Here is a 14,322-nt window from a genome sequence, read left to right on the forward strand (position 1 = left end):
TGCGGGGTCTGTAATGCTTGGTATCAACCTGTCCGGTGCGGAGTTCGGCAAGGGCGACCGCTATGGCTATGACTATATCTACCCGTCGCTGAAGGATCTGGCCTTCTACGCCGCGAAGGGGATCGAACTGGTCCGTCTTCCGGTCAAGTGGGAGCGCCTGCAGGACAAGCTGGGCGGGCCGCTGGACGAACAGGAACTGGGGCGGCTGCTGAAGTTCCTCGACAATGCCCAGAGCCTGGGCATGAAGGTCATCATCGACGTCCATAATTACGGGCGGTTCGCCGGCAAGGCGATCGGCACCGCCGAGGTCCCGGTCGAGAAGTTCGCCGATTTCTGGTCGAAGCTGGCCGATGCGGTCGGCGACAAGCCGGCGGTCTATGGCTATGACCTGATGAACGAACCGCACAACATGCCGAACAAGACGGTGTGGCCAGCGGCGGCGCAGGCGGCGGTCGATGCGATCCGCGCGCTGGGCGACAATACGACGATCTTCGTCGAGGGCGAAAGCTGGGCCAACGCGACCAATTGGGCGTCGAACAACCCCAATCTGGATATCAAGGATCCGGCCGACAACATCGTCTACGAAGCGCATCTCTATCTCGATAAGAACCAGTCGGGCACCTATGCCGGCAGCTACGACCAGGAAGGCGCCACCGCCGATATCGGCGTGAAGCGGTTGCAGGCGTTCGTCCAATGGCTGGAGGAAAAGGGCGCGCGCGGCTTCATCGGCGAATTCGGCGTGCCGTCGGACGATCCGCGCTGGCAGGTCGCGCTCGACAATATGCTCAAGGCGATGAACGATTACGGCCTGTCGGGCACCTATTGGGGCGCGGGCCAATGGTTCAACGGCTATAATGTCGGGCTGCTCGACAAGAGCGGCAAAGGCAAGGCGTCGCTCGACACGCTGCTCAAGAACCTCGCCGACAGCGACGATGTCGGGCTGGCGCAATTGTGGGCGCCCAATCCGGTTTCGACCGGGACGGCGGCCAATACGGTGTCGTCGGCACCGCGCATCGGCACCGCCGACCATTATGACAAGGTCGATTTCTCGGCCGCGACGGCGGGCGTCACCGTCAAGCTCGACGGCGTGAAATATGTTTCGATCGAGGAAGTCGTCGGCAGCGCGTTCAACGACGTACTGATCGGCGACAGCGCCGCCAACACGCTGATCGGCGGCAAGGGCAATGACGTGCTCGACGGCGGGGCGGGGGCCGATATCCTGACCGGCGGGCTGGGCGACGACATCTATTATGTCGACAATGTCCTCGACGTGCTGACCGAACGGGTCGGCGAGGGACATGACCTGGTCCATGCCACCGTCGACTGGGTGCTGGGCACGTCGTTCGAGGACCTGAAGCTGGACGGCAGCGCGATCAGCGGCACCGGCAACAAGCTGGACAACGTCATCGTCGGCAACGCCATGGCCAACATCCTGAGTGGTGGCTGGGGCGACGACACGCTCGACGGGCTGGGTGGCGCGGACCGGATGCTTGGCGGGACCGGCAACGACACCTATTATGTCGACAATGTCGGCGACCAGACCGTCGAGGGGTATAAGGAAGGCAACGACACCGTCATCGCCTCCATCGACTGGACGTTGGCCGCCAATGTCGAAAACCTGACGCTGGCAGGCGATGCGCGGCGCGGCACCGGCAACAGCAGCGCCAACAAGCTGACCGCCAACGACGCCGGCAACCATCTGTACGGGTTGAAGGGCGACGACATTCTTACCGGCGGTGCAGGCAATGACTGGCTGGAAGGTGGCGAGGGCGAGGACCAGTTGTTCGGCGGTGCGGGCAACGACGTGCTGACCGGCGGGACCAATCGCGACTGGCTGACCGGTGGTGCCGGCCGCGACACGTTCCGCTTCCTCGCCGCCAATGAATCCAAGGGCGGCACGATGGACCGCATCATGGATTTCACCCGCGGCGAGGACGTCATCGACCTGTCGGCGATGGACGCCAATACCAAGGTCGGCGGCAACCAGGCGATGACCTTCATTGGCGACGCGGATTTCAGCCGCAAGGCCGGGCAGCTCCGTTATGAGCGGATCGACGACTATACCCAGATCGAGGTCGACCTGAACGGCGACGGCAAGGCCGATTTCGGCATCCGGCTGGAAGGGTTCCAGTACAAGCTGTCGGCCAGCGACTTCATCCTCTGAAACAATGGCGGCCTCGGCCCGGCCGGACCGTCCGTTCCGATAGGAGCGGACGGTCTTTCCGCGTTTCGGGGTGGCGACGGCCGCCGTTCCGGCCGGACCGTTAACCCGCGGGTAAAGGCGGCAATCTATGCTTGGTCACGTTCCGCCAATCGCGGTGCGGCTGCCCTGACATTCGGGGGCAGACTTCGCGCCGCCAATCCCCTACAATGCCCGTCAGGACGGTCGCCGTAGGACGATAGAAGGGAAGCGAATGACCGACCTGCCCCGTGTGTCGGTGGTGAGTGCCTTCTACAATCGTGGCAGCCGGGTGAGGGAATCGGTCGGCAGCGTGCTGGCACAGACCTATCCGAACCTGGAAATCGTGATCGTCGACGATGGATCGACCGACGATACGCTGGCGCAACTGCGGACGTTCGACGATCCGCGGCTGACCGTCATCTCGCGCGGCAATCGCGGGTTCGTCGCATCGATCAACGACGCGATCCGCGCCAGCAGCGGTGCGTTCGTCGCCATCCACGGATCGGGCGACCTGTCCTTTCCCGATCGCGTCGCGCGCCAGGCGCAGGTGCTGATCGACGACCCGGCGATCGGCGTGGTCGGATGCTGGGTGGAGGATGACGAAACGGTGGGGGACGGGACGCTAGTGTTCCGCCCGCCGGCCGGTTTGCCGTTCCACGAAGCGTTGCTGACCCGCAACCTGTTCACCCATGGCGAAACCATGTTCCGCCGGGCGCTGTACGATCAGGTCGGCGGTTATCGCGAATTCTTCCGCTACGCGCAGGATCGCGACCTGTGGCTGCGGATCTCGCGCCTTGCCGATTATGCGATCGTGCCGGAGATATTGTACCGGCGGTTCAAGCCGGCGGGCGGGGTGAGCGCCGATCCGCAAAAGCTGGTGCTGCAAGCCTATCTGTCCGACTTCGCGGTGCAATGCGCACGGGCGGTCGACCGGGGGGAGGCCGATCCGCTCGACCGGCATGGCTATCTCGCTCCGTTCCTGCGGCAGCGGCCCGAAGTGCTGGGGCGCAAACTGGCGTGGTTCGGGGCGCGGCTGATGGTGAAGGGCGATTTCACGCGTGGCTGGCCGGTGATCGAGCAGGCGCGCCGCGAAGCGGGAAGCTGGCAGGTGCGGATGATCCACGCGCTGGCCGGACTGCACCGGTCGCCCCTGCTATGGGAACGGATCGGCCGGCCGATCCTGACCCGGCGACTGGCGTTTTTCCGCCAGTCGGACGAGTGATCGGGGGCGGGGCGGCCGTATGCGACCGTCCCGCCGAGTTTTCAGCGGATCAGGATGCTGCCGAGCACCGGCACGTCGGCGGCTTCGAGACGCGGCAGCAGTTCGTCGAGCGCGGCGAACGGCGTCTGGGTGCGTTCGACCACCAGCAGCAGGCCGTCGGCGCCGCGCGCGATCGCCGCGACCATTTCGGGCGGCTGGTGCCCGGCGTCGATGATCGCGAAGCGATGGCCCAGCCGGATGGCGCGGATCTGTTCGACCAGCGACACGCGCTCGACGGTTTCGGGCAGCGCATTGATCGCCGGGCCGGCCGCGATCAGCGAGAGATTGGGCACCGGGGTTTCGACCACCGTCGCCGTGCGATCCTCGGCACCCGACAGCAGCGAGGTAACGCCCTCGGCCGGGTCGACCGCGAACAGGCTGTGATGCGTCGGGGCGGCGAAATTCGCATCGACGAGCAGGCCCGGCTGACCGAGTTGCGCCACCAGCGTCGCGAGATTGGCAGTGACACCGGGTGCATCATCGGTACCGACCGCGGCGACGACGATCACGCGCAGGTCGCCGCGTTCGAGATCCTCGATCGCGAACAGGCTGGAGCGCAGTGCGCGCAGCTTCACGGTCAGCGCATTGTCGGGATCATAGGCGGCGACGACCGCGCGGCTGACCCCGGTGGCGTCGGGATCGATCAGCGTGCCCGCCTCCGCCCGCGTCGCAAGCGTGCGCTGCACCTGTTCGGGCGCGACCACGCCGAGATCGACCACCGCTTCGGTGAAGCTGGCGCCGGTGCGGGCGCGATAGGCCTCGATCCGGTCCAGTTCCTCCCGGCCGAGCCGGTTGGCGTCGATCAGTGCGGTTTCGACGTCGCTGTAGCGATCGGTCGCTGCCCGCGACGTGCTGGAACGCAACCTCATGCCGATGCTTCCTTTCCGGCGAAACCAACATGGACCGATCCGCGGCTGAGATCGACGAGGACCGGCAGCCCGGTCGCCCGCTCGAAGCCGTCGATGGTGCGGACGCGCGGCCGGCGCCATTCGAGGAACAGCGCGAGCATCACCCCGGCGAACACGCCGCCGACGATGCCCAGCAGCAGCCGCAGGGCGACGTCGGGGCTGGACGGCAGCGTCGGCGCGGTGGCGCGGTCGAGCACGCTGACATTGGTCTGCGGGATCTCGCTCTGCAGGCGGACTTCGTTCAGCCGCGCGGTGACCGCGTCATAGGCGGCGCGCGCCGAGTCGACGTCACGCTGCAACACCGCCATCTCGTCCTGCGCGCTGGCAAGGCGCAGCACGCGTTCGCGCTGGGCCGCGACCAGACCGCGCAGATTGGCTTCGCGCGCGGAGGCGGCGGCGCTGTCGGTGCGGACCGCGTCGACGACGGTGCCGACCGCCGCGCTGCGCCGGTTGCGCAGTTCGGTGATCTGCGCCTGCGCGGCGACGACCATCGGGTGGTTGGGGCCGAGCGACTGGCGCAGTTGCTGCAATTCGGCCGACTTGCCCGCAATCTGCCCGTCCAGTCCCTGCACCACGGCGGATTGCTGCGCCGAGGACGACGACCCGACCGAGGTGTTGGCGCGGGCGCGCGACTGCGCGGCTTCGGCCTGGGCGGTGGTCATCTGCTGCGACAGCTCGCTCAGCTGCGCCTGTTCGATATCGAACCGGCCGGCACCGACCAGTCCGCGCGCCTGCTGGAAGCCGCTCAAGCGACGCTGCGCCTGTTCGAGCCGATCGCGCGCCTCGTTGATCTGCGACTGGAACCATTGCGAATAGACGCGGGCCGGGTCGATGCGCAGCTGCAGCTGCGTCTGGACATAGGCTTCGGCAAAGGCGGTGGCGAGCTGCGCGGCCTTTTCCGGGTCGGCGCTCTTGTAGTTGAGCGACAGCACGTTGGTCGACCGCGTCGTCACGACCTCTAGCGGGGCGACCAGCCGGCGACCGATCCATTCGCGCAGGCCGATGCGCTGTTCGCCCGATTCGCGATAGCGCTGGATCAGGTCGGGGTCCTTGTCATAGCCGAGCTTCTCGGCGACGCGCTGCGCGACGACGCCAGACCGGATGATGTCGACCTGCGTACCGAGCACCGATGCCGATGCCTTGGCAGCGCCGCCGCCGCCCGCGACCGGATCGGCCTGTTGCAAATCGAACAGCAGCGTCGACGACGCGGTGTAGGTGCGCGGCGACTGCCACGTCCAGATCGCGACGGCGAGGATGCACGCCAGCGCGACCAGCGCGATCAGCCGCCAGCGGCTCTTCAGCGACTCGAGATAGTCCCAGACGTTCATTGCATGGTTCCTTCGTCGGCGGCCGGCACGGGGGCAGCGCCCGTCCGCGTCGTCACGCACATCGACAGCAGCAATTGCGGCGCAAGCACGTCGTCGAACGCCAGCCGCTGCGACCCTTCCTGCATGCGCCCGAGGGCAGGCGAAAAGCTGTCGATCAGGTCGGGTACCAGCGCCGGATCATGGCCGTCGCGGATCAGGGCGTCGGTCAGGTCGGCGACGGAGAATTCGAGATGGGTGGCACAGGCCCGCGCGAAGCTTTCGAGCAGCGCGATCGGATAGCGGCGTGCGGCGAGCAGTCGCGAGAACAGTTCGTCGTCGCGCGGATTGGTCGTACGCCAGATCGCCTGTGCGCGCCGCAGCCCCTCGGTCATCGCCGTATCGTCGACCTCCTGCTGTCCCCGGTCGATCGCGACCAGGCACGCCTGCAGGCTGAACAGCCGCATATGATAAGGCGAACCGCAGGCGGCCCAGCGCAACGCCTCCAGCGCGTTCGGCGCGATGGTCAGGCCGATGGCGTTGCTGGTCAGGCGGATGAAATTCTTCACCTCGGCATCGGCGATCGGCTTCAGCCCGACCGCGGTCAGGTGGCGGCGGACCGAGGCGTGGACGTCGATCAGTTCGTTGACGTCGCCGGAAATGCCGACGAACAGCAGCCGCACCCGCGAGCGCATGTCGGACAGGAGTTTCAGCAGCAGCGCGAGCTGCGCCTTGGTCTCGGTATCGTCGAGGCGGTCGAATTCGTCGAGGATGAAGACGACGTCGTCGCGGTCGGCACGGGCCAGCAGCGCGGCGACCGCGCGCGGCGTCGGTGCCGCCGACAACAGGTCGATCGCCTTGCTATATTCGTCGCCGCGCAGTCCGAAGGGGGCGGGGCCGAGTTCGTGGAGATAGGGCAGGATGACCTGTCCGAAATCGCCGGTGCCCGCGCACGACAAATAGATGATGGTGGCGCCGCGCGCATCGGCCATGTCGCCGAACACGCGGACCAGCGACGTCTTGCCGCTGCCGCGCGGGCCATGGATGACGGCGTGCATGCCCGATTCGAGCACGGCTTCGCGCAGCGTCCGCAATTCGGCTTCGCGCCCGAACAGGTCGCGCGGATTGTCGACCGGCTGATTCGCGCCGAACAGGCGGACGGCGAGCGCGCGGGTGCGTTCGATCCGGCGTTCGGGCGACAATTCGGGGGCGGCGGTCCGCGCCGGCGGCGTCGGCGCGCGCGGAACCGGCGGGCGCGACGCCTGTGCCGCGACCTTCAGCGGGCTGGGCAGCATCCGTCCGGTATCGCCATTGATCCTGCGCAGCAGCAGGCGGACATGCGCCATCAACCGATCGAACATTCCGCCTCCTTCCCCATGGGCCAGCCCCGGACTGCCCGAACCTTGCATCGCATAAACGTCATCAATTGCCTATCGGTTCGAATGCGGAAGCGCGTGCCCCGGCAGAGCGGTGTCCGGATAGCGTTCGGGGTGCAGCAGCCGTTCGCCGATCCCGTCCCATGTGGGAAAGACGCGCGGTGCCACGCTGCCCGCTGCCGCCAGCGCATCGCGTATTGCCGCGTGGATCGATACCGGGTCGTCGTTACGATATCCGAAACGCGATGCGATATCGCCCTGCGCGAAGTCGGGGCAAACCGCTGGCAGGCCAAGATATTCATACTGGGCGAGCTTCAGGCTCGATTCCGCCAGATATTCGACCCCTGCCGCACGATGATAGGGGGCGAGGCCGATCGTCGCATGGCGCAGATAGGGCAGTGTCGCACGGAACGGCATTTCGTCATGCAGGATCACGTTGGCCGGTGCATCGAACTTCGCGCCGCTGCCGATGACGTGGAACCGGACGTCGGGAAAGGCCGGGGCGGCGATCCGAAAGAAATTCTGGTCGAACAGCATCGCGCCGACCGACACGGCGTTGAGCGTGCCAGGTGCATAGGGATTGGTGCCGTCATCGACGAAATCGTCGGGATCGATGCCGAAGCCGATCCGGGTCAGCCGGTCGGTCGCCCAGCCGAAATCCTCGGCCATCACGCTGGAGCGCAGGCTGACATGATGGACCAGCGCGCCATCCACCTCCAGCCGCTGCCGGACATAGGGGTGGGCGCCGACGGTATCGAGCCGGTCGGTCGCGTAATAGATGATTCGCGCGGTAGGATTGAGCCGCCGCATCCGCCGCAGCATGACCGCCGCGACCGTCGCCTCGACCACCAGATAATCGGCCTCGGCGAACATCCGGTCGACGTCGCGATTGGGCAGTTCCGCATAGAGCGGGAACAGCGTCCCCATCACCTTATCACCGAGCGCCGAGCCGGTAGCAAAGGGGTGGAAGGCGGTACGCCACAGATAGCAGCGGATATTGTCGACCGTTTCGAACCGGTTGGCCCGGTCCCACAGGAACAGTCGCGAATCACCCTTGCGCCGCGACAGCCGGCTGAACCGCGTCGACAGGAAGGTGACGTCATAGCCGGTATTGGCCAAGGCCTTGGCGATGGGGTGAATGCTCGCCCGCTTGGCGGTGCGATAATCGTGAAAGGCGGACACGAACACGACCCGTCCCTTGCTCATATCGCGCTCCCTATAGCGTGCTGCGCCGGTCATCGACCCGCGCCTCCAGCCATGCAATGGCTTGCCATTTGCGCGGGGTCAATGGTGCGGAGGCGAAATGATGCCGCAATGCAGCATAGGGATATACTTGTCGAGCCGCCGTGGTTAGTTACCCCGTTCGTCGCGGTGACGGGACGCTGTCCGGCAGCGCCGGCACGCGGATCGTAACGGGTGCGTCCGGGTTTTGACCGGGCCGCCGGAAAGTCATAGAGCGGAGGGCCGGATGCGCCGCATCCGACAGGGAGTTCGGGGAATGAAGGGTCCAGTCGCCATCGCCGCGACCGCTGGCGCAGTCGGCCTTGTCGTGGCCGCGGCACCCGCGCAGGCGCAGGAGAACAAGTTCGACCTGTCGCTGGCGGTGGTCGAAACCTATGACACCAATATCCTGCGTCTGGGCGAACAGCGCACCAACGGGCCGACCGACAATCTGTCGATGGCACCGCGCCTGACGCTGGATTACAGCCGGCAACTGGCGCGGCAGCGGATCTTCGCCAACGGCTATGCCGGTTATGTGTGGAACGACCGCTTCCGGTTTCTGAACCGGCAGGATATCGCGCTGATCGGCGGTGCCGACGTGCGCGTCGGTCCGAAATGCCGCGCGACGGTCCAGGGCGGCTTCTTCCAGGCGCAGTCCGATCTCGAGGATCTGGGCGTCGTCATCAGCAACGTCGCGACGACCCAGGATTATTCGATCAACGCCAGCTGCCCGCGTCCGGCCGGCTTCTATCCGCTGGCCTCGGCCGGATATTTCAAGGTCGACAACCAGCGCCGGCAGGAGCGGAACCAGAACACGATCGATGGTCGCATCGGCATCGGGTATAGCCGGCCCAGCCTCGGCACGGCGCAATTGTTCGGTGCGTTCTCGACGATCCGGCGCGCGCGGGTGCTCACAACGCCGGAAGGGCCGATCCGCGACGTGACGCAGGTCCGCTCGGCCGGCCTGCGCCTCGCCCGCGACGTCGGTACCCGGATCAAGGCGAGTGCCGAGGTCGGCTACACTTCCGCCGATCCGGCATCGCCACAGGCGTCGCCCTTCAGCGGCATCACCTATGCGATCGACGCATCCTATACGCCGATCTCGCGCTTCGTGCTGTCGGCGGGCTATGGCCGGTCGGTTTCGGCACGCGGCAATCTGGGCACCAGCTATATCCTGCGGCGGCAGGCCGATTTCAGTGCGCGACTGACGGTCAGCCGGAAGACGTCGTTCGGCGCAGGCGTCCAGTTGTCCGAGCGCGATTACCGGGGGGAGGATCCGCTGTTCCTTGCGCAGCCGCGCGGTTCCGATACCCAGCTTACCGCGCAGGCCGATGTCCGCTACCGACTGGCACAGCCAATCACGCTGGAACTGGCGACCCGCTACCGGCAGCGTACCGCCGAGAATGATTTTTACGATTATGACAGCTTCTCCACGACATTACGGGCGTTGCTGCGCATTTGATGGGAAAGGATAAGGGGATGAAGGCGTTCGTCAGTCTGGCCATTGCGATCGCGATGCCGTGCGCCCTCGTGCAGCCCGCGGCGGCGCAGGCGACATGGGATGGATATCGGCTGGGGGCCGAGGACCAGATCGAGGTGTCGATCTATGGTCAGGGTGGTTCGGTGACGAAGACCCGGATCAAGTCCGACGGGTCGATCACCCTGCCGCTGGTCGGCCGGGTCGAGGCGTCGAATCGCACGACGCAGGCATTGGCCAGCGCGATCCAGGAACAGCTGCGCCGCGGCGGGTACGTCAACGATCCGATCGTCAACGTCGAGATCGTCGATTACGCCAGCCGCACCGTCACCGTGCTCGGCGAGTTCGCCAAGCCGGGGATCGTGCCGCTCGACCGCCCGACCCAGTTGAGCGAACTGGCGGCACGGGCCGGCGGCCTGCGCGAGGGTGGCTCGGACATCGTCGAGCTGCGGCGCGGCGGCAAGGTCACGACCTACAGCCTGACGCAGATCGCGCGCGGGCAGCAGGCCGATATCGCGATGCAGCCGGGCGATGCGGTCTACGCCATCCCGGCGCCGCAATATTATGTCTATGGCCAGATCGGCAATGCCGGGGCGTTCGCGATCGCGCCGGGCATGACCATCCGCCAGGCACTGGCCCGCGCGGGTGGCCCGACACTGTCGGGTTCGGAGCGCAAGGTGACGCTGTATCGCGGCGGGCGCGAGCTGGAGGCCGAACTGGCCGCGCCGGTTCTGCCCGACGACGTGCTGTTCGTGCGCGAGCGTATTTTCTGACCGGGGCGGCGGACGTTCCCGGGGAGCGTCCGCCGGTCGGTTCGCACCGGCTTTGCGATCGATGAGCGACGACAGCCGTATCGAGGATCGCGACCCGGTGGCGCGCGCCGGCCCGCCGGGGTCGATGAAGCGCACCTTGGCGGCCGGGGCAGGGTGGACCACCGCGCTGCAACTGACGTCGAAGGGGATCGAGCTGGGCTTCACCGCCGTGCTCGCCCGCATCCTGTTCCCGCATGATTTCGGCGTGATCGCCGGTGCTACGATCTTCATCGAACTGGCATTGTTGCTCGCCGAGGTCGGGATCGGCGCGACGATCGTACAGATGCCGGGGCTGACGCGCGACGATCTGCGCATCGCCGGGACGCTCGTTTTCCTGACCGGCATCGGCTATTTCCTTCTCGCGCAGCTTCTGGCGCCGCTCGTGGGCGATTTCCTTCATATCGGCGGAGTGACCGACGTCCTGCGCGTGCTGGCGTTGGTATTCGTCATTCAGTCGTTCGGCATCGTGCCCGAAAATCTGCTGGTCCGGCGGCTCGATGTGCGACGGGTGATGATCGCGCAGGTGCTTGGCCGAATCGTCGGCACCGGCGGGGTCGGCATCCTGCTGGCATGGCTCGGTTGGGGCTATTGGGCGCTGGTGGCGGCGGCGCTGGTCGAAACCGCGTTCAAGGCGGGATGGCTGGTCGCGATCGTCCGCCCGCCGATGCGACCGCTGCTGACGCGGGCGGGGGTCCGGCGGCTGATGGGGCGCGGGGCCGGCTTTTCGCTGGCGCGCATCCTGAACTTCTTCGCGCTGCGCTCCAACAATCTGGTCGTCGGCCGGACGATGGATGCCGCCGCGCTCGGCATCTATTCGCGCGCCTTCAACCTGATGAGCGTGCCGTCCGAACTCTATACCCGCATCGCCGAACGACTGGTGTTTCCGGCCATGGCACAGGTGCAGGACGATGCCGTGCGGTTGCGCGCCGCCTTCCTGCGCGGGACCGAACTGACCGCGGCGATCGGCATGCCGATGTCGGCGTTGTTGGCGGTGCTGGCGCCGGAGGTGATCGACATCATTCTCGGATCGCGCTGGGCGGCGGTGATCGGGCCGTTTGCGATCCTGTGTTCGGCAAGCTATTTTCGCCTGGGGTCGAAGATCGGCGGGTCGCTGCAGCGGGCGAAGGCGGCGACGGGGGCAATGATCTTCAATCAGATCGTGTATCTTGGGATGGTCGTCGGTGGGGCGTTGATCGCCTATCCTTATGGTATCGAGGCGGTCGCGCTGGCAGGGAGTATCGCGGTGGTGGCGTCCTATTGCATCATCAACGTCAACGCCTGTCGCATCGCCGGCGTCGACCTGCGCGCGTTCGTCGCCAGCCACGGGCATGGCCTGTTGCTGGCGGCGTTGAGCGTCGCGGTCGTGCTGCCGGTCGTGACGCTGTTGCGAGATGCGGCGGCGCCCGCGCTGGTGACGGTCAGCGTCTCGGGGGCGGCGCTGCTGGTCGTCGGGCTGATCCTGCTGTGGCGGCGGCCGCGCTGGTTGCTGGGGGAATTTCTGGTGTCGCTGATCGATGCCGGCGCGCGCTCGATCGCCCGGCGGCGCGGGGCGGTATCGTGAGGCGCGTGCCATGGCTGCTGGCCGCGATGCTGCTGGTCGCCGGCTGCAGCGGGCAAAGCGACGCCGAACCGAAGGACCCGCCGCGGCGGCCAGCCCCGCCGCCGAAGTTCGGCGTCAACCTGTCGGGGGCCGAGGGCCGCGAGAATGACGCCCCGCGCCCGACGCTGGCGGATGTCCGCAACGCCGTCGATCGCCTGCGCTTCGGCCTGATCCGCTATCCGTTCCGACCCAGCCGGATGACCGCCGACCGGGTCGACGAACTGAAGGCCATCGCCGCCTTCACCCGCTCGCGCGGCGTCCCGCTGATCCTCGACAACCATAATTCGCGCTGGAACCCGGTGAGCGAGCAGATCGCCTTCTGGACCGATCTGGCGCGACAATTTCCCGATGACGGCTCGGTGATGATCGACTTGGTCAACGAACCGGGCAATGTCGAGTGGATGCAGTGGGCGAGCGAGGCCAAGGCGGTGATCGCCGGGCTGCGTCGGGCCGGCATCCGTCATCCGATCCTGCTGCAATGGCCCGGCTGGTCGGGCATCCAGCGCTTCGACAAGCATGAGGCGGCAGAGGGCGCGTGCCAAAGCGCCGGCTGCGCGCTCGACCGGACGCCGGGGCCGCTCGATCCGATCGACCGCACCTTCCTGAACGGCCATCGCTATTTCGATTCGGACAATTCGGGGACCAAGCGCGACTGCACCAACGACAAGGGCGAGCCGCGCACCGACAGCGGGTTCGACCGGTTCGCCCGACAACTGCGGCGGCGCGGTCTGCGCGGGTACATCACCGAATCGGCGTTCGGCAGCTATGCGGCGATCCCGCCGGGCTGCATGGCGGTGGGCGCCGATGCCGTCGCGCAACTGCGCGCCAATAGCGACGTGCTGCTCGGCGTCACCTGGTGGGGTGGGGGCCGGATGTGGCCCGACCGCTATCTGTTCAAGATCGAATGTCCCAAGGGCGTTCGGTTCACCTGTCCTCCATCGGAGTATCAACGGATGCTGAATCCGACCCTTTCGACCAGCCCCGGACCCATTGCCGGCCCCGATCCCCGTACGGGCCCGGCGGAGTCGCGCCGATGAGCGCCGACCGGCCGTTGTCGATCGTGCATGTCGTTCGCCAATTCCATCCGGGGATCGGCGGCATGGAGGAATGCGTGCTGCAACTGGCGCGTTATCAGCAGCGCGACGGACATGGCGTGCGGGTGGTGACGCTCGACACCATCTTCGACGAAGATAGCGCGACGAAACTGCCGCACCACGATGCGATCGACGGGATCGAGATCCGCCGCGTGGGGTGGAAGGGGTCGAAACGCTATCCGGTCGCGCCCGGCGTGCTGCGCCACCTGAACGGTGCGGACATCGTCCATGTCCATGGCGTCGATTTCCTGTTCGATTATCTCGCGCTGACCAAGCCGATCCACGGCCGCACGCTGGTGCTGTCGACGCATGGCGGATTCTTCCACACCCAGTTCGCCGGCAAGATGAAGCTGCGCTATTTCGCGACGGTCACCCGCACCGCGATGCGCGCCTATGCCGGGACCGGGGCGTCGAGCCAGCAGGATTATGACCGGTTCCGACAGATCCGTCCGCGCAATTTGCGGCTGATCGAAAATGGCGTCAGCCTCGACAAGTTTCGTGGGCTGGCCGATCCGTCGGCGCGCACGATGCTGTATTTCGGTCGGCTGGCGCCGAACAAGGGCCTGTTCGACCTGTTGCCATGGTTCGCGCAGGCACGGTCGGTCGATCCGGCGTGGCGGCTGGTGATCGCCGGCAAGCCGATGGGCGTGGAGCCTGGCGAATTGCGCGACCGTGCCGCCGACGCCGGCATTGCCGACGCGGTCGAAGTGGTGGTGACGCCGAGCGACTCCGAGATCGCCGATATCGTCCGGCGCTCGTCGGTCTATGTGTCGGCATCGAGTTACGAGGGCTTCGGTCTGGCGGCGATCGAGGGGGCGTCGGCGCATCTCTATCCGGTGTTGAACGCCATTCCCGCCTTCGAACGGACGATCGAGACGATGGGGTTCGGCCGCATCGTCGATTTCACCGATCCGGCATCGGGCGCGGCGTTCGCGCGCGATTGGCCGACGGTCGCACGACCCGATTCAGCGGCGCTGGATAGCCTGCTCGACGCGCGCTTCGGCTGGCGTGGGCATGTCGATGCATTTTATGACTTGTATCGCGCTGCAGCGAAGTAAAGATGTGGTAACGCTTTTACCGTATCGCC

Annotated in this window: 11 protein-coding genes; 7 read left to right on the plus strand and 4 right to left on the minus strand. The window is 66.6% G+C overall.

Annotation, left to right across the window (positions count from 1 at the left end; all coding sequences use genetic code 11):
* Window positions 1-13: 13 nt before the first annotated feature.
* Together ACZ1JS_RS00730 and ACZ1JS_RS00735 are read left to right on the plus strand one after the other, a co-directional pair.
* Window positions 14-2,164, plus strand: a complete 2,151-nt coding sequence (locus ACZ1JS_RS00730; RefSeq protein ID WP_465167262.1) for a cellulase family glycosylhydrolase — start codon at window positions 14-16, stop codon at window positions 2,162-2,164.
* Window positions 2,165-2,414: 250 nt separating this feature from the next.
* Window positions 2,415-3,404 (plus strand): glycosyltransferase, encoded by a 990-nt coding sequence (locus tag ACZ1JS_RS00735; protein WP_465167263.1) that lies wholly within the window; start codon window positions 2,415-2,417, stop codon window positions 3,402-3,404.
* Between the two features lie 41 nt (window positions 3,405-3,445).
* Here ACZ1JS_RS00735 and ACZ1JS_RS00740 read toward each other — a convergent pair whose 3' ends face one another.
* From ACZ1JS_RS00740 to ACZ1JS_RS00755, 4 genes are all read right to left on the minus strand, one after another.
* The gene (locus ACZ1JS_RS00740; RefSeq protein WP_465167264.1) at window positions 3,446-4,312 is read right to left on the minus strand and encodes a P-loop NTPase family protein; all 867 of its coding nucleotides are present in this window, start codon (window positions 4,310-4,312) and stop codon (window positions 3,446-3,448) included.
* Window positions 4,309-5,679, minus strand: a complete 1,371-nt coding sequence (locus ACZ1JS_RS00745) for a GNVR domain-containing protein (RefSeq protein WP_465167265.1) — start codon at window positions 5,677-5,679, stop codon at window positions 4,309-4,311. Before ACZ1JS_RS00745 ends, ACZ1JS_RS00740 begins: the two co-directional genes overlap by 4 nt.
* Entirely contained in the window at window positions 5,676-7,016 is a 1,341-nt protein-coding gene (locus tag ACZ1JS_RS00750; RefSeq protein ID WP_465167266.1) for an AAA family ATPase, read from the minus strand. The genes ACZ1JS_RS00745 and ACZ1JS_RS00750 overlap by 4 nt, the downstream gene beginning before the upstream one ends.
* A gap of 69 nt (window positions 7,017-7,085) precedes the next feature.
* Window positions 7,086-8,237, minus strand: coding sequence for a GumK N-terminal domain-containing glycosyltransferase (locus ACZ1JS_RS00755; RefSeq protein ID WP_465167267.1), 1,152 nt, complete (start codon window positions 8,235-8,237; stop codon window positions 7,086-7,088).
* A gap of 292 nt (window positions 8,238-8,529) precedes the next feature.
* On the opposite strand from ACZ1JS_RS00755, the gene ACZ1JS_RS00760 reads away from it, so the two are divergent.
* From ACZ1JS_RS00760 to ACZ1JS_RS00780, 5 genes are all read left to right on the plus strand, one after another.
* On the plus strand, window positions 8,530-9,714 hold the full coding sequence (locus ACZ1JS_RS00760) for an outer membrane beta-barrel protein (protein ID WP_465167268.1): 1,185 nt from the start codon (window positions 8,530-8,532) through the stop codon (window positions 9,712-9,714).
* A gap of 17 nt (window positions 9,715-9,731) precedes the next feature.
* A complete protein-coding gene (locus ACZ1JS_RS00765) occupies window positions 9,732-10,502 on the plus strand; it encodes an SLBB domain-containing protein (protein WP_465167269.1) in 771 nt (256 codons plus the stop codon).
* A 61-nt stretch (window positions 10,503-10,563) separates the two neighbouring features.
* Window positions 10,564-12,102 carry a lipopolysaccharide biosynthesis protein gene (locus tag ACZ1JS_RS00770; protein ID WP_465167270.1) on the plus strand — a complete coding sequence of 513 codons (1,539 nt, stop codon included), beginning with the start codon at window positions 10,564-10,566 and terminating at the stop codon, window positions 12,100-12,102.
* A gap of 5 nt (window positions 12,103-12,107) precedes the next feature.
* Window positions 12,108-13,178 (plus strand): cellulase family glycosylhydrolase, encoded by a 1,071-nt coding sequence (locus tag ACZ1JS_RS00775; protein WP_465167271.1) that lies wholly within the window; start codon window positions 12,108-12,110, stop codon window positions 13,176-13,178.
* Window positions 13,175-14,293: a glycosyltransferase family 4 protein gene (locus tag ACZ1JS_RS00780; protein WP_465167272.1), complete on the plus strand. Its 1,119-nt coding sequence runs from the start codon at window positions 13,175-13,177 to the stop codon at window positions 14,291-14,293. The genes ACZ1JS_RS00775 and ACZ1JS_RS00780 overlap by 4 nt, the downstream gene beginning before the upstream one ends.
* Window positions 14,294-14,322 lie beyond the last annotated feature (29 nt).

The organism is Sphingomonas sp. BL-S-05, from assembly GCF_055521695.1.